Source organism: Polaromonas jejuensis NBRC 106434, assembly GCF_001598235.1.
Lineage (GTDB): Bacteria > Pseudomonadota > Gammaproteobacteria > Burkholderiales > Burkholderiaceae_C > Polaromonas > Polaromonas jejuensis.
This window is the reverse complement of the sequence record NZ_BCYO01000014.1, coordinates 82,946-106,573: the sequence shown is the minus strand read 5'-3', so window position 1 is coordinate 106,573 and position 23,628 is coordinate 82,946. Positions and strand designations below refer to the sequence as shown.

The window sequence follows — 23,628 nt, the reverse complement described above, 5'->3', positions numbered from 1 at the left end:
AATAGCATCTTACGCCTGCACAGAAAGGGCTGAAGGCGATTTCAGGCCTCAATTTCAAACTGCGCATCGCCCATGTAGCGGTGCGGCCCAAATGCCGCCGTGATGGCGGCTGACTCGGCGGCCTGCCACTGGTCAAACACCTGCTGCTCGGCGTCCGTGAGCGTGTCGGGCGCGGGCGCGTCGCCATAGGTGGCAACGATGCGCCGGTAGGCGGTGTAGACCGGCGCCACCAGGCTGGCGTCACCCAGCGTTTCATCCAGCGCCTTGCGAAAGCGCTGCTCGGCGTCCCGCCGCTCCCGGTCGGAGGCATCTTCAAAGGCGTAAAGCTTGAGGCTGTAACTCACGGGATGTCATTCACGGTTTTTTCTTTCACGGTTAAAGCGCTTTCCTGCGTGATCGCCATGCGCCGGCGCTGCCGGGCGGCTTCCGCCGCATCACCGCCCTGCTCCGCGCGCAGGGCCTGCACGCTCAGCCAGGCCAGCAAGGGGCGGCGCCAGCCTTGCCCCGAGGCGGTGTCTACCGCCTGCTGCAACACGGCCGGACTGGCCTGGCCTTTCTGGAACAGCACGCCGGCGGCCACCAGTTGCGACAGCGGATCGGCGATGCCTTTGACGGCTCCTGCATTGCCGCCGGCCGCGGCGCGCTGCGGTTCAGGCAGCAAGGCGGCGTTTTGCGGCGGCAGCTGGCCGCGCAGGTAATCGGCGTAAGCGCGCTGCGCCTGTGTCGCATCCTGGCGCAGCGCTTCAAAACCGGCGCAGGGTTCAAACACCAGGCTGGCCACGCGGGTGGCGCAGTGCAGCAGCTCGGCGGTGGCCAGCAAGTCGGCGCGGCCGGTGCGCGCGAGCTGGCCGCGTGCGCGCACCAGCTCGGCCATCTCCACGCGGGTGTTGCCTTCCATGTAGGCGGCCACCGAACGCTCCATGGAGCCCTTGGCCTCGAGCTGCCAGTCCGGCGGCTTGGGCCCGCTGGAACAGGCCGCCAGCAACAGGGCGCCGGCGAGGAGGGCTACAAATTTGATCGCATCAAACAGGGCGGTCTTCATGGCAGCTTCATCTCCGCATCGCGGGCAAACGGCCATTTGCGGTTGATCTCGTTGACCAGGCCTTCGACCTTGCGCAAGCTGGTGTCCACCTCGGCGCGCAGAGCCCCCAAATCGGCGGTGGCGTCCTTGGCATTGGAAGTGATGGCCTGGGCATCGACCAGAATCGCATCCACCTTTTTCAGGCTGGTGCGGGCCTCGCCCAGCATGGCATTGAGTTGCACCACGGTGGCGCGCGTCTCGGGCATCACGCCCTTCTCGCCAAACACCTGGGTGTCGGTCTTGGCGGCCAGGCCGTCCAGCTTGGCCAGCAGCGCATTGGTGCGGTCCAGCGTGACGGCTATCTTTTTGGCCTCCGCCTCGCTGCCCAGCAACACCGTCAGCGCACCGCCGGGGCCTTTGAGCCGCTCGGTCAGGATTTGCAGGTTGGCCAGGCTGACACCTACCGCGCCGCTGCTGCCGGTCAGGCTGTTGAGGTTTTCAATCAGGTCCTTGGCGGCCGCAATGACCTTGGGGATTTCCGCGCTGGCGTCGCCCTGCAGCACCGTGCGCACCGCGCCGTCGGGCAGGGCCGGGTCATTGAGCAGGCCGGAATAGGCCCGGATATTGGGCCCGCCCACGATGCCTTTTACCAAGGTGAAAACGCTGCTGGTGCGCAACCAGTGCGCGTCCTTGGCGGCAACATCCACCAGGATGCGGGCCTTGCCGTCTTCGGCCAGTTCTATGCGCCGTACCCGGCCAATCGGAAAACCCGAAAACGTCAGGTCCATGCCCACCACCACGCCCTCGGAGTCCTCGGCGACCAGCACCAGCCGCTGGGTGCTTTCAAACGCGCCGCGGGCGTACAGCACATAGAGCGCCGAGCCGCACACCAGCAGCAGCATGAAGAGCAGCAGCAGCCTGGCCTTGAACTCCAGATTGGCCACCTGTGCGGGGGTGGCCGCAGTTCGCGCCGGCTGCAGCGGATCTGCGGGGTCCTGGCCGGCTGGCGGTGGCGTCAATGGGTCTTGCGGTGAACTCATGGTGTGAAATTTTCAGGTTCAATAATAGTTGCCAACCAGCGAGGCCACTTCAATCAGCAGAATCACCGCAAACATGCGGACCAGCCCGCGCATTTCGGCGCTGGTGCGCACACTGGCGCCGTGCTGGCCCGACATGCCGTACAAGGCGGAAGCCATGGGAATCAGCGACACCGCCAGGCAAAAAAACAGGGTCTTGAGGACAAAGATCAGGGTCACGGCGGGGCTGAACACCTGGCCAAAAAGCCGGGTGTAAGCCGCCAGCCCCGACACTCGGAAACCGTAGACCGCCACATAGGCCACCACCAGTGCGACCACACAGCTCAGCGCCGCCAGCGTGATGCCCGAGAACATGCCGGCCACCACCCGCGGCAGCACCTCGCGCTGCACGGGATCGATACCCTTCCCGCGCATCTCGTCGAGCTCGCCGCTGGCCTGCATGGCCCTGAGTTCGGCGCCATCGGGAATGGTGCAGCGCAGCGCCACAAACAGCGCGGCCGTCAGGGGAATCAGTTCCAGCACCAGCACGCGGATCACCACCTGCAGCGCGTATTGCGACAGGCCGTAGCTCAGCGCGGTGACCAGCACGATGCGCGTGAGCACCACGGTCACCAGCGCGCAGAGCACGCTAAATCCCAGCAAAATGGGCGCGGTATGGAGGTAGATGTGGCTGACCAGCACCGCGCGGTTTTGGCGGCTGTAGCTCGATGGCGACAGCGTCAGCACCAGAATCAAGGCCCCCAGATGCACCAGCTGCCACCATTCCATGAACCACCGCTGGATGGCGCGGCCGGTTCGCGTCAGCCGGCTTTGCCAGGAAGCTGTTGAGGTCATGCGGACATGATAACGACGGGCCTGCGCATTGCCTGTAGGATGCATGCCTCATTCTCATCGCCACCCTACCCGCCCTGTTCCGTCGTCAGCACGCAAAAGCACATGGATATTCACACCTGGACCGCTTATTTCCTCGCCTCCATCCTGATTGCGATTTCCCCGGGTTCGGGCGCCGTCCTGGCCATGAGCCACGGCCTGAGCTATGGCGTGCGGCGCACCCAGGCGACCATCGCCGGCTTGCAGACCGGTCTGCTGATCATCCTGCTGGTGGCCGGCGCCGGCGTTGGCTCGCTGCTGGTGGCCTCGGAGCTGGCTTTCAGCGTGGTCAAAACCCTGGGCGCCGCCTACCTGATCTATATAGGCTGGTCGCAGTGGCGCTCCCCGGCAGCCATCATGACGGATGATCTGGCCGGCCCGGTCAACGCCGTGAACATGCCGTCGTCGCGCAAACGCTGCCTCACCGGCCTGCTGACCAATGTGACCAACCCGAAAGGCATCCTGTTCATGGTGGCCGTGCTGCCGCAGTTCATCAGCCCGAGCCGCCCGCTCTGGCTGCAGCTGCTGGTGATAGCCGTGACCACGGTGGCGGTGGACACCGTGGTGATGCATGGCTATGCCTTTGCCGCCAGCAGGCTGCAGACCCTGTTTAAAAATGCCCGCGCCATCAAGCTGCAGAACCGCCTGTTTGGCGGCCTGCTTATGGCGGTGGGCGCGGGCCTGTTTTTTGTCAAGCGCAGCCAGGCAGCGGCACACTAGGTTTTTCAATTGCTATCAAAACGATAGCTTCCTGCACGCACAGACAAAGGGCCAGAGGCCAACCAAGGTAAATTCCACTCCTGCCATTTCCGATTTTCCATTTTCCACCTCTGCCGCCATGACCCCCTCCGCCTGGCTCCTGTTCATCACCATCTCGCTGGTCACCGCCTTCAGCCCCGGGCCGGGCATTTTGCTGGCCATCTCCAACGCCGTCGCCTGGGGGCCGCGCAAGACGCTGTGCAGCTCGGCGGGCAACGTGCTGGGCGTGTTCACCGTGTCCGGCGCGGCGATGGCGGGCCTGGGCACCTTGCTGCACAGCTCGGCCTGGCTGTTTGCGCTGCTCAAGACCCTGGGCGCGGTGTACCTGGTCTACCTCGGTTATCGCCAGTGGACGAGCAAAACCTCGATGTTCGACAAGCCCTTGCCCACCGCGGCGCAGCCCGGGAAAACCAACGCCGGCCTGTTCCGGCAGGGCCTGCTGGTGGCGCTGACCAACCCCAAAAGCATTCTGTTCTTCACCGCGCTGTTTCCCCAGTTCATCCAGCCGCAGGCCCCGGTACTGCCGCAATTCCTGGCACTGACCAGCGCCTTCATCGCCTGCGTGCTGACATCCCACTTCGCCTACGTGCTGCTGGCGAAACGCACCCACCGCTGGCTGGGCACAGCCCCGCGAGCCCGCCTGTTCAACCGCGTCTGCGGCGGCGCGTTTGGCCTGCTGGGGCTGGGCCTGCTGCGTTTGAAGAACCCCAGCTGAATGGCTGCGCCGCGCAACGCCACCGGCGACTCGTTTTTTGCCTGGGACGGCGATGTGCTGGTGGTCAATATCCTGGGCAAGCCTGCTGCCAGCCGTGACGCCATTGGCAAGCCCAAGGGCACGCAACTCAAAATCAGCGTCACCGCCGCGCCCAAGAACGGCAAGGCCACCGACCACATGCTGCGCTTCCTGGCGCCGCTGTTCGGCGTGGCAGTGGCCGACATCGAGGTGGTGTTTGGCCAGGAAAACGTCAACAAGCAGCTGCGCATCAAGGCCCCCAAAAAGCTGCCCGCGGTGTTCACCGCCCAGTGAAAGCGCTGGAGCCTGGCCCCGGTGGGTGTCCGCCAGCGCCCAACAATGCGTCGGGCCAGCCCGGCCTGAAAGACCCGCCTAATCGTTGACAGGCAGCAGGCGTATCAGCTTGCCGTTGGTGCTGTCGGTCAGCACATAAAGCAGGCCATCGGGGCCCTGCCTGACGTCGCGGATGCGCTCACCGACCTCGGTCAGGAGCTTGCTTTCCCTAAGCACCTTGCCGCCGAAAGGCGCCGACAGCTCGATGCGGTCCAGGTAGGCGAACTTGAGCGACCCCACAAACAGATTGCCCTGCCAGGCCTTGCCGTAGCGCTCGCTGGTCAGGAAGGCCATGCCCGAGGGCGCAATCGAAGGCGTCCAGTAATGCAGCGGCTGCTCCATGCCGGCCTTGTGCGTCAGCCCCTCCCCGATCTTGCCGCCGCCGTAGTTTTCGCCATAGGTAATCACCGGCCAGCCGTAGTTGGCGCCGGGCTTGGGGAGGTTGATCTCGTCGCCGCCCTGCGGCCCATGTTCATGCGTCCAGAAGGTGCCGTCGGGTGCGAGCGTGGCGCCTTGGGGATTACGGTGGCCGTAGCTCCAGATTTCAGGCAGGGCCCCGGCTTGGCCGACAAAGGGGTTGTCCTGGGGCACCGAGCCGTCCTTGTTGATGCGCACGATCTTGCCGAGGTGGTTGTCGAGCTTTTGCGCGTCTTCCATGCGCGAAAAGCGCTCGCCCAGGGTCAAAAACAGCTTGCCGTCGGGCCGGCCGTTGACGCCAGGGCTGCGGCTTTCAACAATGCGGCAACCAAAGTGCAGCGCGCTGGCCACTTTGGGCTTCTGGCTGAAGATGACCTTGACGTCTTCCAGCCGGGCATCGTCCGCGCTCAGGGTGGCGCGCGCCAGTGCCGTGCTGTTGGCATTGCCGGTGGGCGCAGGCTCGGAAAAACAGAAGTACAGGCTGCGGTTGCGGGCGAAGTCGGCGTCAAGCACCACATCCAGCAGTCCGCCCTGCCCGCCCGCGGCGATCCCGGGCAGGCCGGCTACAGGCGCCCCCAGCTTGCCGTCTGGCTCCACCACCCGCAGGCGGCCGGGGCGCTCAGTCACCAGAAAGCGTCCGCCCGGTAAAAAAGCCGCACCCCAGGGGTTCTGCAGGCCCGCGGTCACCGTCTGGGGACGGACAGCTTGCGCCTGAACCGGAGCGCCGGGCAGATAATTAGCTATCAAAATAATAGCTACCAGCACCCATCGGGAAAAGACTTGAAGCATATTTGACCCCTTAAGTGCCTTGACCGGCCGGTGGGTGGGTTTTCAAAGAATTCTGAATCCCCCCATTCCATGGCGCATCGTGGCCGGAGAGGCCATTTTCATATGCAAGCATGGCCCTGTTACCAAAAACACATCATTCGATTGGTATTAAGTCGTTACAAATCAATCATGTAACAAGACACCTGAAATTGACGCAGGACCAATCCTTCAAGTATCCTTGCCGCCATGCGTTTGATTACCCCTGCTCTCGTCATAGTTACTGCTGCATTGCTGGCAGCCAGTGCACATGCAGCGCCGGGCACTTCCGATGAGGACATGGACAAATTGCTGGCCGACAAAGGCTTGCTGAGCAGGATTGACCAGGTTCGCCAAAGCGTCAGCCACAAGGCCTCCGAACTGGTCGTCAACGCCATGGGTTTTCTGGGCGTGCCCTACAAGCGGGGCGGCAACAACGCGGAAACCGGATTCGACTGCAGCGGTTTTGTGCGCGCCATCTATGAGCAAAGCGTCGGCCTGCTGTTGCCGCGCAGGGCCGAACAGCAAGCGGCGGCCACCGAGCGCATCGACAAGACCGACCTGCAGCCCGGCGACCTGGTGTTTTTCAACACCATGCGCCGCGCCTTCAGCCATGTGGGCATTTATGTCGGCGACGGCAAGTTCATCCACTCCCCCAAGCCCGGCGCCGAAGTGCGCGTCGAAAGCATGGGCGTGAGCTACTGGCAGCGCCGCTTCGATGGCGCCCGCCGTGTGCAGCCCCAGGGGGCCGTCGCGCAGGATGCGCAGCGCCAGACGTCAACGTCGCCGCCCGCTGCCCAGGCAGCGCTGGCCGGCATACAGGCCAAACCGCCACAGATCACCGCCCAACAGCAGCTGCCGTCAGCGTGGCTGCAGCAGGAACAGTACCGAAACTAGGGCCTGCCGGTGGACGCCGACAGTTCATCGGCGACGTCCCGCAGAACAAGCGGCAGGCCGCCTGATCCAGGCCGCTCAAGGCGGCAATTCGGACAACTGGGCCTTGAGATAAGCCAGGAAGGCCTGGGCGGCGCGTGACAGCGTGCGGCCCATCAGCGTCTGCACCTCGATGTTGCGCAAGTCCAGGCCGCGGTCGCGCAAGCGGACATGGGCCAGCTCCTTGCGTTCGACCTGGTAGCGGATCGAAATCTCGCCCGAGATGGTGATGCCGTCAGGCTGATGCCGCAGAAAGCCGAACAGGCTACTGACATAGTTGCTGGTAAGTACCGGCTCGAAGCTCAGCTGCTGGCGGCTGCAGGCAATATCGAACAACTGGCGCACGGTGGTGTCCGGCTCCGGCAGGGCGATGGGGTAGGCCCGTAGTTGTGACAGGCTGATCTGCTTGAAACGCGTCAATGGGTGGCCGTGCCGCATGACGGCCAGGACCGGCGACGGCTGCAGATGTTCGATCTTGATGTCCTTCTCGGGGCTACGGCTCATGGTGATGCCGATGTCGGCATCGCCCTGCAGGATGCGGCGCGTGCTCTCCGCCGGCGGGTACACGCCCAGGTGGAACTGGATGCCCGGATGCTGCCGGACGAAGTCGCTGACCAGCCGGGGCACGAATTCCATCGCGAAGCCTTCGGACGCGGCAATGCGCACCCGCCCGCGCTGCATGCCTTGCAGCGCCTGCACATCATGGACCACGCGCTCGGCATCGTGCGCAGACTTGAGGGCGTGGACGGCGAGCACCTCGCCGGCCGCGCTCGGCACCATGCCGCGCGCATGGCGGTCGAACAGGCTGGCGCCCAGCAGCTCTTCCAGGTGCGCGATATGGCGGCTGATCGCGGAGCCGGCGACGTTCAGGCGCTGCGAGGCCTCGCTAATGGAGCCGCAGCGCACCACTTCCAGAAAGTAGCGCAGGGCGGTGTCCTGCAGTTGGCGAGCGGCGAATTGCGGGCGTGTCATGGGCGAACCTTAAAACTTGTGTGATGTCCGGGTGCGGGCGTATTCCAGCATATGGCCCGACGGAGCCTTGCCTTTTTAGCATCGATGGCGTCGATATTCTGTAATGGCGGATATGTTTTGCGGGCATTACTCTTGCAACGACTGCGTGGATTTTCAATATCGGAACGACCAAGGAGTTTGTAATGGGGCATCTATCCACCACACTGGTGCGTCGGGGTTTTTGGGCGCTGGCGCTGGCTGCCGGCATGACGGGCGCACACGCGGGCAAGGCCAGCGACACGCTGGTCTACGCCTCGGACAGCGAGGTCGAGAACGTCAGCCCCTACCACAACAACATGCGCGAGGGCGTGATCCTGGCCAACATGGCCTGGGACACGCTGATCCATCGCGACCCCAAGACCGGGGAGTACAAGCCGCAGCTGGCCACCTCGTGGAAGTGGGAATCGCCCACCGCGCTGCAGGTCACGCTGCGGCAGGGCGTGAGCTTCCACAACGGCGACAAGTTCACCGCGGACGACGTGGTCTACACCTTCAATGTGGTGACAGGCCCGGACGCCAAGATCGCCACGCGCCAGAACACGGACTGGATCAAGAACGTCGAGAAGACCGGCGAATACCAGGTCCGCATCAACCTGAAGACGCCCTTCCCGGCCGCGCTCGACTACCTGGCCGGCCCCACGCCGATCTACCCGGCGGGCTATTTCAAGAAGGTGGGGCTGGAAGGCTTCAGCAAGGCCCCGGTGGGTACCGGCCCCTACAAGGTCACGGCAGTCCTGCCCGGCCAGGGCGTGACCATGGTGAAGAATCCGGCCTACTTCAAGGACAGCCCGATCGGCCAGCCCAGGATCGGCACGGTCAAGTTCGTCGTGATCCGCGACCCCGAAGCCCGCCTGGCCCAGCTCATGACCGGCGCGGTGGACTGGATCTGGCGCGTCCCCGCCGACCAGGCCGAATCGCTCAAGGCCGCGCCCAACCTCTCGGTGCTCAGTGGCGAGACCATGCGCGTGGCCTTCATGTCCATCAACAACAACGGCACCACGCCGGAGGCCGCGCCGTTCAAGGACATCCGCGTGCGCCAGGCGCTCAACTACGCCATCAACCGCAAGGGACTGGCCGACAGCCTGGTGCGCGGCGGCAGCCAGCCGGTATACGCCCCGTGCTTTCGCACCCAGTTCGGCTGCGACCTGGGCAAGGTGACCAAGTACGACTACAACCCGGCCAAGGCCAAGGCCCTGCTGGCCGAGGCGGGTTTTCCGAACGGCTTCGATACCGACCTCTGGGCCTACCGTGAGCGCGAGTATGCCGAGGCCATGATTGGCGACTTGCGCAAGGTGGGTATCCGCGCGCGCCTGCATTTCGTGCAGTACCCGGCGCTGCGCACCGAATTGCGTTCCGGCCGCGCACCGCTGACCTTCCAGGCCTGGGGCTCGTTCTCCATCAACGACACATCGGCCTTCGCAGGCAACTTCTTCAAGGGCGGGCCCGACGACACGGCGAAGGACCCGCAGGTCATCGCCCTCTTGCAGACCGCCGACGCCACCGTGGACAAGGCCGAACGCAGGGGCAAGTATGGGCAGGCGCTGCAACGCATCTCCGAACAGGCGTTCTGGGCGCCCATGTTCTCCTACTCCACCAACTACGCCTTCACCTCGGAGCTGAAGTTCGAGGCGCAGCCAGACGAGTTGCCGCGCTTCTTCCAGGCGAGCTGGAAATAGGCCGCCGCCGACGATAGACCGCCTGGCACCAGGCAGGCCAGCGGGCCGCCTGGACGTATTTTTCACAAAACACCCCGACCTCCCCATGCTGATCTACATTTTTCGCCGGCTGCTCGTGGCCCTGAGCGTCATGCTGACGGTGGCCGTCGTCAGCTTCATGCTGCTACACCTCTCGGGCGACCTGGCCACGGCCATCGCCGGGCCCGAGTCCAGTGCCGCCGACGTGGAGAAGATACGCGTGCAGTACGGCCTGGACCGCCCCATCACCTCGCAGTTCTTCGACTGGCTGGGCGCGGCCGCGCGGCTCGATTTCGGCCGTTCGTTCTACTTCCAGAACACGGTGGTCGAACTCATCGGCGAACGCCTGCCTGTCACGCTCAAGCTCGGCGGCGTGGCGCTGCTGCTGGCCGTGCTCGTGGCGATCCCGCTGGGCGTGCTGGCCGCCATCTACCGCGACACGTGGATAGACCGCCTGTCTCTGATGGTGGCTGTGGTGGGGCAGGCCATGCCCACTTTCTGGTTCGCGCTGACCTTGATCCTGGTGTTCTCGGTCGGGTTCAAGTGGCTGCCGGTGGCGGGCAACACCACCTGGCAACACTTCGTGCTGCCGGCCGTGGCGCTGGGCTACTACGCCATGCCCGCGATGATGCGGCTCACCCGCGCCGGCATGCTCGACGTGCTGGGCTCGGACTACATCCGCACCGCGCGCGCCAAGGGCCTGAGCCCGGCGCGCGTGGTGTTCAAACACGCGCTGCGCAACGCCATCATCCCAGTGGTGGCGCTGGCCGCCGTCGAGCTGGGCTTCATGCTCGGTGGTTCGGTCGTCATCGAATCCGTGTATTCGATGCAGGGCCTGGGCCAGCTGGCCTGGGATTCGATCTCGCGCAACGACTACCCGGTGGTGCAGGCGGTGGTGCTGATCATCGCCGTGTTCTACATCGGCCTGACCTTCGTGGCCGACGTGCTCAACGCCGCGCTCGACCCGCGCATGCGCACACGCTAAGCAGAGTTCGCAGAGAGCCAAAACATGAATTCTCCAACCTTGTCCGTTTCCCCCGCGGTGACCGGCGCACCCGCACCCGCGTTGGCCCTGCCGCCGCCGCCCGCATGGCGCCGCTGGCTGCGCCGCGTGCTGGGGCAACACGGCCTCACGCTGGGCGCCCTGATCCTCGGTCTGATCGTGCTTGCTGCGCTGTCCGCGCCGTGGATCGCCCCGCACGACCCGTATGCGCAAGACGTGACGCGGCGCCTGATCCCGCCGATCTGGCACGACAGGGGCAGCTGGGAGCACATCCTCGGCACCGACAAACTCGGCCGCGACTACCTGAGCCGGCTGCTCTTCGGCGCACGCGTGTCGCTGGTCATCGGCCTGGTCACCGCCGTGATCGCCGGCGCCATCGGCACCACGCTGGGTGTGCTGGCGGGCTACTACGGCGGCCGGGTCGACGCGGTGATCAGCTACATCATCACCACGCGCCTGGCCATGCCGGTGGTGCTGGTGGCGCTGGCCATGGCTTCGCTGGTCGGCGGTTCGCTGCAGGTGGTGATCGTGCTGCTCGGGCTGCTGCTGTGGGACCGCTTCGCCATCGTCACACGCTCGGCCACGCAGCAGCTGCGTGACGCCGAATTCATCGCCGCTGCCAAGGCGTTGGGCGCGTCCACACCCTACATCCTGCTGCGCGAGCTGCTGCCCAACCTGATGAGCGCACTCACCGTGGTGGCCACGCTGGAGATGGCGCACGCGATCCTGCTCGAATCGACGCTGTCCTTCCTGGGCCTGGGCGTGCAGCCGCCCACGCCGTCGTGGGGGCTGATGGTGGCCGAGGGCAAGGCCTACATGTTCTTCCAGCCCTGGGTCATCGTCATCCCCGGCGTTGTGCTCGCCGTCATGGTGCTGGCGATCAACCTCGTGGGCGACGGCATCCGCGACCTGACCGCGCCCGACGGCAGAAACTGAAGCCGCAACTGAAAGGCATGAAGATGACAACACCCTTGCTGGATGTGAAGAACCTGCGCGTCGACCTGCCGACCGAACGCGGCATGCTGCACGCCGTGCGCGGCATCGACTTCCACGTCAACCGCGGCGAGATGCTGTGCCTGGTCGGCGAATCGGGCTGTGGCAAGTCCATGACCTCGCTGGCGCTGATGGGCTTGCTGCCGCGCAAGGCGGTGCGCACGGCCGACCACATCCGCTTCGACGGCGTGGACCTGCAAACCCTGCCAGAGCGCGACATGACCGCCTTGCGCGGCGCCCGCATGGCGATGATCTTCCAGGAGCCCATGACCTCGCTCAACCCCTCCTACACGCTGGGCGACCAGTTGTGCGAGGCCCTGCGCGCGCACCGCAAAGTCAGCGCCGCCGAGGCGCGCGACCGGGCCGTGCACCTGCTGGAGCGTGCGGGTGTGCCGCAGGCCGCCGAGCGGCTGCGCCAGTACCCGCACCAGCTCTCGGGCGGCCTGCGCCAGCGCGTGATGATCGCGATGGCGCTGATGTGCGGGCCCGACCTGATCATTGCCGACGAACCCACCACCGCGCTCGACGTGACTATCCAGGCGCAGATCCTGCGGCTGATTCGCGAGCTGCAGAAAGAGTTCGGCACCGCGGTCGTCTTCATCACCCACGATCTCGGCGTGGTGGCGCGCATCGCCGACCGCGTGGCCGTGATGTACGCCGGCGAGGTGATAGAGACCGCACCCGTGGGTGAGCTGTTCGCCCGGCCCACGCACCCGTACACGCGGGGCTTGCTCAACTGCATTCCGGTGCGCGGCAAGACCCTTCCGGGCAGCCATCTGCAGGCGATTCCGGGCGTGGTACCCAGCCTGGTCGGCAACGTGCAGGGCTGCGCATTCGCCAACCGCTGCCCGCAGGTGCAGACGGCCTGCGCGCAAACGCCGCCGTATGTGGCGGTGAATGCGCAGCATGCCGCGCGCTGTGTGGCCGCCCAGCTTCCCATGGCGGAGGCCGCATGAACACAGCTTCCATTTCCGATGCAGCCGTGCCCGGCGACGATGTCGCACTGGAGCTGTGCGCGCTGCACCGCGTCTACCAACTCAAGCGCGGCCTGTTCCGTGCCCCCGGCGAAATCAAGGCGGTGAACAACGTTTCGCTGCGCATCCAAAAGGGCGAAACCCTCGGCCTGGTGGGTGAATCCGGCTGCGGCAAAAGTACGCTGGCCAAGATGCTGCTTGGCCTGCTCGCGCCCACCTCGGGCAACGTGCTGGTCAACGGCAAGGAGATCGACCCCGGCCACCGCAAGGCATTGGCGCGCTCGATCCAGCCGATCTTCCAGGACCCGTATTCGTCGCTGAACCCGCGCCGCACGGTGGCCGACATCGTCGGCGTGCCTCTGCGCCTGCACCAGGTCGGCACGGCCGCCGAGCAGCGTAAACGTGTGCGCGAAATGCTCGACCTCGTGGGCATGCCCGAGCGCACGCACAGCCAGTACCCCAACCAGCTCTCGGGCGGTCAGCGCCAGCGCGTGGCCATCGCCCGGGCCCTGGTGCTGCGCCCCGACATCCTGATCTGCGACGAGCCGACCTCGGCGCTCGACGTCTCGGTACAGGCGCAGATCCTCAACCTGCTGCTCGACCTGAAGGCCGAGTTCGGCCTGACCTACCTCTTCATCAGCCACGACCTCGGCGTGGTCGAACACCTGGTCGACCGCGTGGCCGTGATGCACCAGGGCGCGATCGTGGAGCTCGGCACGCGCGAGCAGATCTTCGCGCGGCCCGAACACGCCTACACCCGCATGCTGCTGGCCTCGGCGCTCACGCCCGAGCCGGGCCTCGGCATTCCCGACATCGACCGCGATCTACCCGTCGCGCTCGCCTGAGCTTCCCATTCCAAAAGCACCATTGAGAGGAACACCCATGAGCCGCCACCAAGCCATCGAACAGACGCTGGCCTTTTTCGACGACGGTCGCTTCCAGCAGACGCTGGCCCGCCGCGTCGCCTTCCGCACCGAAAGCCAGGACGCCGCCAGCGGCCCTATCCTGCACGCCTACCTGCGCGATGAAATCGTGCCGCAGCTCGAAGCACTGGGCTTCGCCTGCCGCGTCGTCGACAACCCCGAGGCCGGCAAAAGCCCCTTCCTGCTGGCCGAGCGCATCGAGCCCGGCGCCACCTTCACCCTGCTGACCTACGGCCATGGCGACGTGGTGCGCGGCTACGACGCGCAATGGCGCAAGGGCCTCAATCCCTGGGACATCGTGGTCGAGGGCAACCGCTGGTATGGCCGCGGCACCGCCGACAACAAGGGCCAGCACACCATCAACCTGACCGCGCTGGAGCAGGTGCTGGCGGTGCGCGAAGGCCGGCTGGGCTACAACGTGAAGATCATCCTGGAGATGGGCGAGGAAGCCGGCTCGCCGGGCCTGAACGAAGTCTGCGCGCTGCACAGCGAACTGCTCGCCGCCGACCTGTTCATCGCCTCCGACGGCCCGCGGGTCTCGGCCTCGCGCGCCACGATGTTCCTCGGCTCGCGCGGCGTGTTCAATTTCGACCTGCACCTGAAGCTGCGCGAGGGCGGCCACCACTCGGGCAACTGGGGCGGCCTGCTGCGCAACCCCGGCATCCGCCTCGCGCATGCCATCGCCAGCCTGGTCGATGCCAAGGGCAAGATTCTCGTGCCCGGCCTGCTCCCCGCCGAATTGCCCGCCAGCGTGCGCACTGCGTTGCAAGACATCGAGGTCGGCGGCGACGTGAACGATCCCGAGATCGACGCCGATTGGGGCGAGCCCGGCCTGTCGGCAGCCGAACGCGTGATCGGCTGGAACAGCCTCGAAGTGCTGGCCTTCACCACCGGCAACCCGGCCATGCCGGTGCATGCCATTCCCGCGGAAGCGCGCGCGCATTGCCACATGCGCTACGTGGTGGGCAGCGACGTCACCCAGTTCCTGAAACACATCCGCCAGCATCTGGACGAACACGGCTTCGATGATGTCGAACTGCGCGGCACCGAAGTGCACATGGCCGCCACGCGCCTCGACCCGGACGACGCCTGGGTACGCTGGGGCCTGGCCTCCATCGAACGCAGCACGGGCAAGCCGCCGGCGCTGCTGCCCAACCTCGGCGGCTCGCTGCCGAACGACGTGTTCTCCGAAACCCTGGGCCTGCCCACGCTGTGGGTGCCGCATTCCTACCCCGCCTGCTCCCAGCACGCGCCGAACGAGCACATCCTGGCCGACGTCACGCGCGAGTCGCTGCAGATCATGGCCGGCCTGTTCTGGGACCTGGCCGAGGAAGGCCCCGGCGTCATGGCGGCCCGCGCATGAGCGCCGTACCGCTTGCTTCGGATGCCGCGAACGCCGCCATAGACTGGCTGGCCGGCCAGCGCGGGGCGATGGAGTCTGCCCTGGCCACCCTGGTCGACATCGACTCCAACAGCCATGACAAGCCCGGCACCGACCGCGTGGCCCAGGCCATGCAGAGCTGGCTGGTCGCCGAAGGGATAGACGCCGAGCACCACGCCGCCCTGGCCGACGGCGATGTGCTGCTGGCCCGGCTGCCGGGGGCCAGGCCTGCGGAAGCCCCGGTCGTGCTCATGGGGCACCGCGACACCGTGTTCCCCACCGGCAGCGTGGCGCAGCGGCCCTGGCGCGTCGAAGGCGAGCGCGGCTACGGTCCTGGCGTGTCCGACATGAAGTCCGGCCTGGTGCTGCAATGCTTCGTGCTGATGGCGTTGCGGCGCTTGCCCCCACTGCCGTTCCCGGTGCTGGGCTTGTTCACCGCGGACGAGGAAATCGGCTCTCAACATGGGCGCGTGGCGATCGAGGCCCATGCGCGCGGCGCCCGCGCCGCCTTCAACGCCGAGCCGGGCCGCGTCAGCGGCAACCTGGTGACCGAGCGCAAGGGCGGAGCGAACTTCGCCATCGCGGTGACGGGGCGCGCGGCCCACGCGGGCATGAACCACGCGGACGGTGCCAGTGCCATCGAGACCCTGGCGCGGAAAATCCAGGCGCTGCATGCGCTGACCGACTACGCGACCGGCGTCACGACCAACGTGGGGCTTATCAGCGGCGGCATGTCGACCAACACGGTTGCGCCATCGGCGCAGGCCAAGCTCGACGTGCGATTTTGCACACTGGCCCAGCGCGAAGCCTTGTTCGCCCACATCCAGGAGGTGGTGGCGCAACCCGGCGTGCAGGGCACGCACGCCACCGTGACCCAGACCTCGGAATTCCTGCCGCTGGAGCCGCGCTGGAGCCACGACCTGATGCAGCGCTACCAGGCCAGTGCCGCGCAACTCGGCTTCGGCGTGGCGGGAGAATTCACCGGCGGCTGCTCCGACGCCGGCTTTACCGCCTCGCTGGGCATCCCGACGCTATGCGGCGTGGGCCCAGTCGGGGCCAAGGCGCATACCGAGGCCGAGTACTGCTGCCTGGACACCCTGGTGCCGCGCGCGCAGGCCCTGGTGGGCACCATCCTGGGCCTGGCCGCACCACTGGCCTGAGCCGGGCGCGGTGCCGGCCGCACGCTAGAAGCAAAAAGCCCGGCCTCTCACAGGTCCGGGCTTTTTGCATTAGCCTGCTGGCGGCCTATTTCCGTGCCGGGGGCACGTCCGTGCAGCTGCCGTGTGCAATCTCCGCCGCCATGCCCATGCTCTCGCCCAGCGTGGGGTGGGGATGGATGGTCTTGCCGATGTCCACCGCGTCGGCGCCCATTTCAATGGCCAGGGCGATCTCGCCCATCATATCGCCCGCATGGGTAGGCGAACTGAGGGGCTTTGGCCATGCGGCCACACCTGTTAGCCAGACCGACTTATGGCAACTGACTTAACCCCAACTCTTTCAGGAAGCCGTTGTGCTCGTGCTTTGCCGCCGCGATGGCTTTTTCAATCTCGGCCAACTCGCCATGCGTCGCTTTTAGGCTGATTTCCGCCTCACCCACCGCCGTGCTGATGTAGCGGGAGATATTCAGGTTGTATTCGTTCTTCTCGATCTCTTCCATCCCCACCCGGCGCGCATAGCGGGGCGCTTCCTTGCGGAACTGGTAGGTCTCGATGATCTTGGCAATGTGCGCTTCCGTCAGCTGGTTCTGGCGCTTGCCTTTGACGAAGTGCTCGGCGGCGTTGATAAAGAGCACGTCGTCCGGCTTCTTGCATTTCTTGAGCACCAGAATGCAGACCGGGATACCGGTGGAATAAAAAAGGTTGGCGGGCAAGCCGATGACGGTGTCGATGTGGCCATCTTTGAGCAGCTTGGTGCGAATGCGCTCCTCGGCGCCGCCCCGAAACAGCACTCCATGGGGCAGGACGATGGCCATCACACCTTCGTCTTTCAGGAAATGAAAGCCGTGCAGCAAAAAGGCAAAGTCTGCCGCCGATTTGGGGGCCAGGCCGTGGTTCTTGAAGCGCACGTCGTCAGCCTGGGCGTCGGTGGGCTCCCAGCGGTAGCTGAAAGGCGGATTGGCAACGATGGCGTCGAACGCAGGCTTTTTGGCGGGGTTCAGCTCGCGCAGAATGTCCCAGTCGTTGGTCAGCGTGTCGCCGTGGAAGATTTCAAACTCCGTGTCCTTCACCCCGTGCAGCAGCATATTCATGCGGGCCAGGTTGTAGGTGGTGATGTTCTTTTCCTGGCCGTAAATCCTGCCAATGCCATGCGGTCCCATGCGCTTGCGCACGTTGAGCAGCAGCGAGCCCGAGCCGCAGGCAAAGTCCATCACGCTTTCCAGCCGCTGCTTCACGCCGGTCTTGGGCTCCTGGCTGTCCAGCGTGACGATGGTGGAGAGGATGTCGGAAATCTGCTGGGGCGTGTAGAACTCCCCCGCTTTCTTGCCCGAGCCCGCCGCAAACTGACCGATCAGGTATTCATAGGCATCGCCCAGCGCATCAATGTTCGTGGAGAACTCCGCCAGACCCTCGGCGATCTTCTGGATGATGGTGCAGAGCTTGCCATTGCGGTCGGCGTAGGTGCGGCCCAGCTTGGGGGAGCTCAGATCAATTTCTGAAAACAGCCCCTGAAAGGTGCTCTCAAAAGATTCTGTCTCTATGTATTTGAAGCCTGCCTGCAGCGTGTTCAGCATCTCATCATTCTGGGTGCGGGCCATATTGGCGATGCTGCTCCACAGGTGCAGCGGCTGGACGACGTAATGCACCTTGCGGCGCATCTGCTTTTCGAATGCTGGAATGTCGTCTGGGTTGTTGGCGTACCAGACGGCCAGCGGCACGCGGCGCTTGTTGCCCTCTTCGGCGCCTCCGACTTTAGGGTAATCGCTGCCCAGTTCCTTCTTGGCAGCTGCCTCGTAGTTGTCTGACAGGTAGCGGAGGAAGAGGAAGGACAGCATGTAGTCGCGGAAGTCGTCCGCATCCATCGCTCCGCGCAATTGGTCGGCGATAGACCAAAGAGTTTGGTTCAGTTGCTTTTGGTTTGAATCGGTCATGTGGTGGGTGCCGATGATGGGCGGGATACGGAAGCAGGCAATGCATCAGCTGCCGCCAGCCGGAATGAATAGCGGTCGAGGAAGGCATTCAGGATTTCACGAAACATCTTCTTATCAGATGAGGTGATGGAATCCGATTCGAATACTGAATATTTTGCGTGACTTCGCACGTTCAGAAAGCGCGTATAAAGAGCCTTCTTGGGAAGCCCTTCAAAGCACGTTGAAATGTGTTGGCGGCCAAAGAAGATGGCCGTCTTTTCAAGAAGACTTCGAAGCGAATTGAAATGATACTGTGAGATTTTTCCTGTCTTGGCAACTGCTCGCAGTTCATCCAAAGCCGCGACATGGTGCAAGAACGGAGATTCGCCAGTGTCCTCAAGAGTGTATGTCTGAGCTTCATTCAGCCTGTGCAGGATATACGCCTTCTTCTTGATATTTTCTTTTCCGCCAACAGTTCTCTTCCCCGTAAGTTCATTGAACATGACATTGAAAAATAAGCCGTGGTGTGTAGATATGACGACCTTCAAATCATTGTCTTCGGCTTTCAGTAGTGCGGCGAGGCTTGATGCGACCGCGATTGTATTGTGCTCGTCCAGTGAAGAAATGGGATCATCGATGTAAACATACTTTACCCAATCGTAAGGCTGCCCCTCTTTAGCTTCGATGGCCAACTGGAGAATGGCCAAAAAGAAACACCAGATGAAGATGTTCTCTTCGCCCCGTGAGATTTTTATATCCTCAAGGCGCTTGCGGTTTCCGGCAATGGTCACATCGCGATAAAAACGTATCTCCGTTGCAGCATAGTCGATGCGAAAGTCAAAGTCGGCGTGCTGGTGAAGATGCGGACGAATGATATCTTCGAGGCCCATTCCATCGAGGCCTTCGAAGAATTGGGAACGCGCCTTGAACTTGATTTTTCGATCTCTGTCTTCATCAAGGTCGTTGTCCCAATCAAAGAGGTCTTCGGTAAAGGCATTGAAATAAAGCGTATCCCGTTTCTCTCCATTTTTTCCGATGTCCTTAAATTCCATGGACAGCCGCGTTTTACCCACGCCGTTGTGCGCAAAAACCAGGACAAAATCATTTCCTCCAATGGGAGTTGTGCCTTTGCGCTTTGCCGTCTTCGCCCGTTTACGAACTCCGTTGAGATCCCTGCGAAAATTTCTAGCGAGTGATTCTAGAGATCTGAACTTGGTGATGATTGGTTGCTTACTCATGCTTTAAATCTTCCGGCGAGGGGAAAAGCTGCTGCATTAGACCCTTCTTGTGGCTCCTCAGAACACTGATCTTTTGGATCTCGGTGGTGATCAGGTCGTCTAGGTTACTGAGGCAAGCGGCGATGCGTTGCTGTTCAGCCGGCTTTGGACACTTGATCTCAAATTGTTGAATGCCTGAGGTCGTCAAATTAGTGAACACGCCGCCATGCGTTGCACCCTCCTCAAATTGAAGTCGAAGAGTGCTAAGGCTGTGGAAAAGAAAGTCTTTCGTAGCTATCGATTCATTAATATCGATCAACGCTAGAAAGCCGTCATGGATACATGCGTCGACCGCTAAAAACGACACAACACCCACTGTTCCAGAGCACACAATGGTTAGCGTACCTGCCGAGCAGGGCCTGCTCAATTTAGCCCCTTCATTGGTCAATGAATCAATCCGAGGAGTTACCCATTTGCCATCTCTTGTCACATCTTGGACCATCAACCGGGGAACGGGTCCGCCGTAATATCGGGGGTCACCCTGGGGGCGGGGGCTCGCACCACGAATAACTCGGCCAATACTGTCCAACCTCCTTACATCCCAATTTCCGGCGTTTTCGAATCCGGGGAAGCGAAGTCGGGGTTGGGTTGCGCCATCGTCGGGGAAAAGCTGCTGGATCAGCCCTTTTTTATGGGTCTTGAGCGCGTCCAGTTTCCAGGCTTGCGCGGCGATCACTTCGTCCATCGAACTCAGGCAATCGGCAATTTTTTGTTGTTCGGCAAGGGCAGGAAAGAATGCTGGATATTCCTTCATTGAGTCGATATCGCCCCTGGGCATCTTCACGCCCTTTGCCCCAGTCATTACATAGTCGATGAACGAATCATTCTTAAGCAGGAAGGGCAGGTATTGCGTGAACAATTTGTGCTTTGCACGAATCACAATCACATCATTCGATGCGCCCCCATCCTTGTTTGAAAACCATACTTTCTTCAGATATGGGCGAATGTTGGAAACCAACGTGTCATTTGGTCTAAACCTAGTGACTGAACCCGTTGTCGGCAATTTAGAAGCTCGGGTTATTCCGCCGTAGTCTGGAAGAATGTTTTCCGTGCTGACGTAGTTTTCCAATTCCACCCGCTCTAGCGAGATTCTTTCGCTCACAAATTCCGCAACTTTTCCCAGTGCGCCGACCTCCCACCCCTCGGCGTCCTGAAACTCCGGAAAGCGCAGCTTGGGCAACAACGCTGGTTTGCCGTCATCCTTCGTGGCGCTTGTCTTCGTCTTATTGCTCATACGCGCTGAGCCCTGAGATGTCGCGGCCTTGGGCGCGTTTGGTGAGCAGGGAGTGGAGTTCTGCCATCAGGGCAAGTTCGGCCTGGGTGCGGGCTTTCCAGCCAAGTTCCAGCGGAGCCATGAGGTCGCTGAGCTGTTCGCCGTCGAAGATCATGCGTTGCAAGATGCCGTCCACAAAGGCCTGTAGGGCGGCGGGGGAAAGGCGGTGCTTGCCTGCAATTGCCGCGAGTTCGGTGGCGTCTTTTTCTTTTTTGAAGCGGGTGTAGCCGTCGCGGATGGCGGTTTCGCTCAGGCCCTCACCCGCTTTGAGGGTGGCAATGTAGGCGGCAATGTCCTCGCGCTCGTTCATGAACTTGGCATCGGCTTGGATGAGGCTGATGAGCTGTTCGCGGCTCATCTTCTGCTTGCCCGGCCCCTGCTGCGAGAAGCGGGAGATGAGGCTCATGATGTAGTCGTAATCGATGAGGGCGGAGGCGAAGAGGACGAATTCAAAATCGAGCTGCTCCACGTCAGCAGCGCCACCGTCTGCCTCTTTGCCGCCCTTGCCCTGCTGGGCTTGTTGTTGTTTGAGGCGTTGGGCCGTCTCCAGATAGACGCCACGAAAGCCGAGCAGGTTTTCCTTGGGCAGGATGTGCTCAATGGCGGCGGCGTTTTCCTCGGTGAGGTCGGTGTATTGGTCAAGTTGGGTCTTGAGGCGCTGCACTTCCTTGAAGTGGCTGATGAAGGCGGCGCGGGCTTCGTCGCCCTTGAGGTTGGGCACGGCCTCAGGGGCGCAGTTAAGGCCTTGGGATTGCATGAAGCCGTCCAGCTTTTGCACGGCGGTTTGCAGTTTTTCGATAACCACAGGGGCCTTGTCCACCAGCCAGATTTCGCGGGCCTGCGGGCCGCTCTTTTCGCCAGAGAACAGGGCGATGGCGGCATCCACGGCGTCTTGTTGCTGGCGAAAGTCGAGGATGTTGCCGTAGGGCTTGGTGCCGTTGAGCACGCGGTTGGTACGCGAGAAAGCCTGGATCAAGCCGTGGTGCTTGAGGTTTTTGTCCACGTAGAGCGTGTTCAAGTATTTGGAGTCGAAGCCAGTCAGGAGCATGTCCACTACGATGGTGATGTCGATTTTTTGCGCATGCGGGTAGTCGGCATTGGGCCACTGCTGGTCTTTAATGCGCTTTTGTACGTCCTGATAGTAGAGGTCGAACTCGCTGACCGTGTGATTGGTGCCAAAGCGGCTGTTGTAGCTGGCGAGGATGGCCTTGAGGGCGTCTTTCTTCTTCTCGGGCTCGACTTCGTTGTCTTCCTTTTCTTGCGGCAGGTCTTCCTGAATTTGCTTCACATCGGCATCACCCTCGGCAGGCGGTGAAAAAACGCAGCCGATGTTCAGCGGCTTGAAGTCGGGGTCGGCAAGTTGCTTGGCCTTTTGCAGCTCGGTAAAGATGCCGTGGTATTCGATGGCGTCGTTGATGCTGGCGGTGGCCAGGATGGCATTGAAGCGGCGTTGGCCGGTCGCAATATCGTGCTTGGCCAGGATTGCCTCGATAACCGCTCTCTTGGCCAGGCCTTCGCCGGGCTTGGGCGGGTTTTTCCCCTCTGGCTTGAAGTAATCGACATGGAAGCGCAGGACGTTTGCGTCTTCAATGGCGTGGGTGATGGTGTAGGCGTGGAGCTGCTTCTGGAAGAGTTCCACGGTGGTTTGGTACGAGGCCTGCTGGTCCTCCACCTTTACGCGGGAGGCGTTGTCCTCAAAAATGGGCGTGCCGGTGAAGCCAAAGAGCTGGGCCTTGGGGAAGAACTCTTTGATGGCCTTGTGGTTCTCGCCGAACTGGGAGCGGTGGCATTCGTCGAAGATGAAAACGATGCGTTTACCCTGCAGCGGCTCCAACTGCTCTTTGTAGGTGAGCTGGTCGTTCTTTTTGCGCTGCTTGTTGCGTTTGCTGTTTTCATCGAGCGCGAGGCCGAGCTTTTGAATGGTGGTGACGATGACCTTGTCTGCGTAGTCTTCGGAAAGCAGCCGGCGTACAAGCGCACCGGTGTTCGTGTTTTCCTCGACGCAGCCTTCCTGGAACTTGTTGAATTCCTCGCGGGTCTGGCGGTCAAGGTCTTTGCGGTCCACCACAAAGAGGCATTTCTCGATGTCGGGATTGTCCTTGAGCAGGGTGGAGGCTTTGAAGGACGTGAGCGTCTTGCCGCTGCCGGTGGTATGCCAGACGTAGCCGTCGCCGCAGTTTTGGTGGATGCAGTCCACGATGGCTTTGACGGCATAGACCTGATACGGGCGCATCATCATGAGCTTTTGCTCGCTGGCAATCAGCACCATGTAGCGACTGAGGGTTTGCCCCAGCGTGCATTTGACGAGAAAGGTCTCGGCGAAACTGTCGAGGTGGGTGGTCTTTTTGTTCGCCTCGTCGGCAAACTGATAGATGGGCAGGAAACGCTCGTCTTGGTTAAAGGAAAAATGGCGAGCGTTGTTGTTGGCGAAATACCAGGTGTCGGTGCGGTTGCTGACGATGAAGAGCTGGAGGAAGCAAAGCAAGGTCTTGGTATAGCCGTTGCCGGGGTCGTTTTTGTATTCAACGATCTGCTCCATGGCGCGGCGCGGGCTGATGCCAAGGGTCTTTAACTCTACTTGGACGCACGGAACGCCGTTGATGAGGATCAAAACGTCGAAGCGGTGGTGACTGTTGTCCGTGTTGATGCGGAGCTGGTTGACGACCTCGAAGGTGTTTTTGCACCAGTCCTTGATGTTGACCAGGGTGTAGTTCAGCGGGGTGCCGTCGTCGCGGGTGAAGGCATTGCGGTCGCGCAGGGTTCGGGCGGCGGCGAAGACATCGGGGGTTACGATTTCGTCGAGCAGGCGGGCGAACTCGCCATCGGTGAGGTGGACGCGGTTGAGGGCCTCGAACTTTTCACGGAAGTTGCGCTCCAGTGATGCTCGGTCACGAATGTCCACACGGTATTCGTACTTGAGGTTTTGAAGTTTGCCGATGAAGCCGTATTCGATCTGCTCCTCTCTGACGACGGGACTCGGCGCGCCGGACGGCAGGGCATAAGTGAACTTGGATGAAGGCATGGGTTAGCGATTGACGTTATCGACTGATTAAGGCTATTTGCTTTATGGTATCCACGATTGTGACTGCTTGGTTCACCACGCCTACGCAATCCGCACCCACAAG

21 protein-coding genes and 1 pseudogene are annotated in these 23,628 nt (G+C 62.6%); 11 read left to right on the top strand and 11 right to left on the bottom strand.

Annotation, left to right across the window (positions count from 1 at the left end):
- Nucleotides 1–41 precede the first annotated feature (41 nt).
- Genes PJE01S_RS15980 through PJE01S_RS15965 form a run of 4 tightly spaced genes read right to left on the bottom strand, consistent with a single transcriptional unit; the run spans nucleotide 42 to nucleotide 2,892 of the window.
- The gene (locus PJE01S_RS15980; protein WP_068834631.1) at nucleotides 42–344 is read right to left on the bottom strand and encodes a hypothetical protein; all 303 of its coding nucleotides are present in this window, start codon (nucleotides 342–344) and stop codon (nucleotides 42–44) included.
- Nucleotides 341–1,042: a hypothetical protein gene (locus tag PJE01S_RS15975; protein ID WP_068834630.1), complete on the bottom strand. Its 702-nt coding sequence runs from the start codon at nucleotides 1,040–1,042 to the stop codon at nucleotides 341–343. The genes PJE01S_RS15980 and PJE01S_RS15975 overlap by 4 nt, the downstream gene beginning before the upstream one ends.
- Nucleotides 1,039–2,061, bottom strand: coding sequence for an MlaD family protein (locus PJE01S_RS15970; protein WP_068834629.1), 1,023 nt, complete (start codon nucleotides 2,059–2,061; stop codon nucleotides 1,039–1,041). The genes PJE01S_RS15975 and PJE01S_RS15970 overlap by 4 nt, the downstream gene beginning before the upstream one ends.
- A gap of 18 nt (nucleotides 2,062–2,079) precedes the next feature.
- A complete protein-coding gene (locus tag PJE01S_RS15965) occupies nucleotides 2,080–2,892 on the bottom strand; it encodes an MlaE family ABC transporter permease (protein ID WP_068834628.1) in 813 nt (270 codons plus the stop codon).
- A 102-nt stretch (nucleotides 2,893–2,994) separates the two neighbouring features.
- On the opposite strand from PJE01S_RS15965, the gene PJE01S_RS15960 reads away from it, so the two are divergent.
- From PJE01S_RS15960 to PJE01S_RS15950, 3 genes are all read left to right on the top strand, one after another.
- Nucleotides 2,995–3,648 carry a LysE family transporter gene (locus tag PJE01S_RS15960; RefSeq protein WP_068834657.1) on the top strand — a complete coding sequence of 218 codons (654 nt, stop codon included), beginning with the start codon at nucleotides 2,995–2,997 and terminating at the stop codon, nucleotides 3,646–3,648.
- Nucleotides 3,649–3,766: 118 nt separating this feature from the next.
- Nucleotides 3,767–4,402 (top strand): LysE family translocator, encoded by a 636-nt coding sequence (locus tag PJE01S_RS15955; protein WP_068834627.1) that lies wholly within the window; start codon nucleotides 3,767–3,769, stop codon nucleotides 4,400–4,402.
- Nucleotides 4,403–4,714 (top strand): DUF167 domain-containing protein, encoded by a 312-nt coding sequence (locus tag PJE01S_RS15950; protein WP_068834626.1) that lies wholly within the window; start codon nucleotides 4,403–4,405, stop codon nucleotides 4,712–4,714.
- Nucleotides 4,715–4,792: 78 nt separating this feature from the next.
- On the opposite strand, the gene PJE01S_RS15945 is transcribed toward PJE01S_RS15950, so the two are convergent.
- A complete protein-coding gene (locus tag PJE01S_RS15945) occupies nucleotides 4,793–5,959 on the bottom strand; it encodes a PQQ-dependent sugar dehydrogenase (protein WP_084389593.1) in 1,167 nt (388 codons plus the stop codon).
- A 225-nt stretch (nucleotides 5,960–6,184) separates the two neighbouring features.
- Between PJE01S_RS15945 and PJE01S_RS15940 the strand changes: the two genes are divergently transcribed.
- Nucleotides 6,185–6,871, top strand: a complete 687-nt coding sequence (locus tag PJE01S_RS15940) for a C40 family peptidase (protein WP_068834625.1) — start codon at nucleotides 6,185–6,187, stop codon at nucleotides 6,869–6,871.
- 75 nt (nucleotides 6,872–6,946) lie between these two features.
- Here the strand turns inward: PJE01S_RS15940 and PJE01S_RS15935 are convergent, their stop codons facing one another.
- Nucleotides 6,947–7,879: a LysR family transcriptional regulator gene (locus tag PJE01S_RS15935; protein ID WP_068834624.1), complete on the bottom strand. Its 933-nt coding sequence runs from the start codon at nucleotides 7,877–7,879 to the stop codon at nucleotides 6,947–6,949.
- 182 nt (nucleotides 7,880–8,061) lie between these two features.
- On the opposite strand from PJE01S_RS15935, the gene PJE01S_RS15930 reads away from it, so the two are divergent.
- From PJE01S_RS15930 to PJE01S_RS15900, 7 genes are all read left to right on the top strand, one after another.
- Nucleotides 8,062–9,594: an ABC transporter substrate-binding protein gene (locus tag PJE01S_RS15930; protein WP_068834623.1), complete on the top strand. Its 1,533-nt coding sequence runs from the start codon at nucleotides 8,062–8,064 to the stop codon at nucleotides 9,592–9,594.
- Nucleotides 9,595–9,679: 85 nt separating this feature from the next.
- Nucleotides 9,680–10,597 carry an ABC transporter permease gene (locus tag PJE01S_RS15925; protein WP_068834622.1) on the top strand — a complete coding sequence of 306 codons (918 nt, stop codon included), beginning with the start codon at nucleotides 9,680–9,682 and terminating at the stop codon, nucleotides 10,595–10,597.
- A gap of 24 nt (nucleotides 10,598–10,621) precedes the next feature.
- Nucleotides 10,622–11,551, top strand: coding sequence for an ABC transporter permease (locus PJE01S_RS15920; protein ID WP_068834621.1), 930 nt, complete (start codon nucleotides 10,622–10,624; stop codon nucleotides 11,549–11,551).
- 17 nt (nucleotides 11,552–11,568) lie between these two features.
- Nucleotides 11,569–12,564: an ABC transporter ATP-binding protein gene (locus PJE01S_RS15915; protein WP_245660803.1), complete on the top strand. Its 996-nt coding sequence runs from the start codon at nucleotides 11,569–11,571 to the stop codon at nucleotides 12,562–12,564.
- Nucleotides 12,561–13,427 (top strand): ATP-binding cassette domain-containing protein, encoded by an 867-nt coding sequence (locus PJE01S_RS15910; protein ID WP_068834620.1) that lies wholly within the window; start codon nucleotides 12,561–12,563, stop codon nucleotides 13,425–13,427. The genes PJE01S_RS15915 and PJE01S_RS15910 overlap by 4 nt, the downstream gene beginning before the upstream one ends.
- A 37-nt stretch (nucleotides 13,428–13,464) precedes the next feature.
- The gene (locus tag PJE01S_RS15905) at nucleotides 13,465–14,868 is read left to right on the top strand and encodes a M20 family metallopeptidase (RefSeq protein ID WP_068834619.1); all 1,404 of its coding nucleotides are present in this window, start codon (nucleotides 13,465–13,467) and stop codon (nucleotides 14,866–14,868) included.
- Nucleotides 14,865–16,046: a M20 family metallopeptidase gene (locus PJE01S_RS15900; RefSeq protein WP_068834618.1), complete on the top strand. Its 1,182-nt coding sequence runs from the start codon at nucleotides 14,865–14,867 to the stop codon at nucleotides 16,044–16,046. Before PJE01S_RS15905 ends, PJE01S_RS15900 begins: the two co-directional genes overlap by 4 nt.
- An 85-nt stretch (nucleotides 16,047–16,131) precedes the next feature.
- Here the strand turns inward: PJE01S_RS15900 and PJE01S_RS24585 are convergent.
- From PJE01S_RS24585 to PJE01S_RS15880, 5 genes and pseudogenes are all read right to left on the bottom strand, one after another.
- Nucleotides 16,132–16,302 (bottom strand): annotated as a pseudogene (locus PJE01S_RS24585) (oxidoreductase dimerization domain-containing protein); the annotation flags it as partial.
- Between the two features lie 52 nt (nucleotides 16,303–16,354).
- Nucleotides 16,355–17,974: a type I restriction-modification system subunit M gene (locus PJE01S_RS15895; RefSeq protein WP_068834617.1), complete on the bottom strand. Its 1,620-nt coding sequence runs from the start codon at nucleotides 17,972–17,974 to the stop codon at nucleotides 16,355–16,357.
- Nucleotides 17,971–19,191, bottom strand: coding sequence for an AAA family ATPase (locus PJE01S_RS15890; RefSeq protein WP_084389591.1), 1,221 nt, complete (start codon nucleotides 19,189–19,191; stop codon nucleotides 17,971–17,973). The genes PJE01S_RS15895 and PJE01S_RS15890 overlap by 4 nt, the downstream gene beginning before the upstream one ends.
- Nucleotides 19,184–20,464, bottom strand: coding sequence for a restriction endonuclease subunit S (locus PJE01S_RS25570; RefSeq protein WP_068834616.1), 1,281 nt, complete (start codon nucleotides 20,462–20,464; stop codon nucleotides 19,184–19,186). Before PJE01S_RS25570 ends, PJE01S_RS15890 begins: the two co-directional genes overlap by 8 nt.
- Nucleotides 20,454–23,525 (bottom strand): type I restriction endonuclease subunit R, encoded by a 3,072-nt coding sequence (locus PJE01S_RS15880; protein WP_068834615.1) that lies wholly within the window; start codon nucleotides 23,523–23,525, stop codon nucleotides 20,454–20,456. The genes PJE01S_RS25570 and PJE01S_RS15880 overlap by 11 nt, the downstream gene beginning before the upstream one ends.
- Nucleotides 23,526–23,628 lie beyond the last annotated feature (103 nt).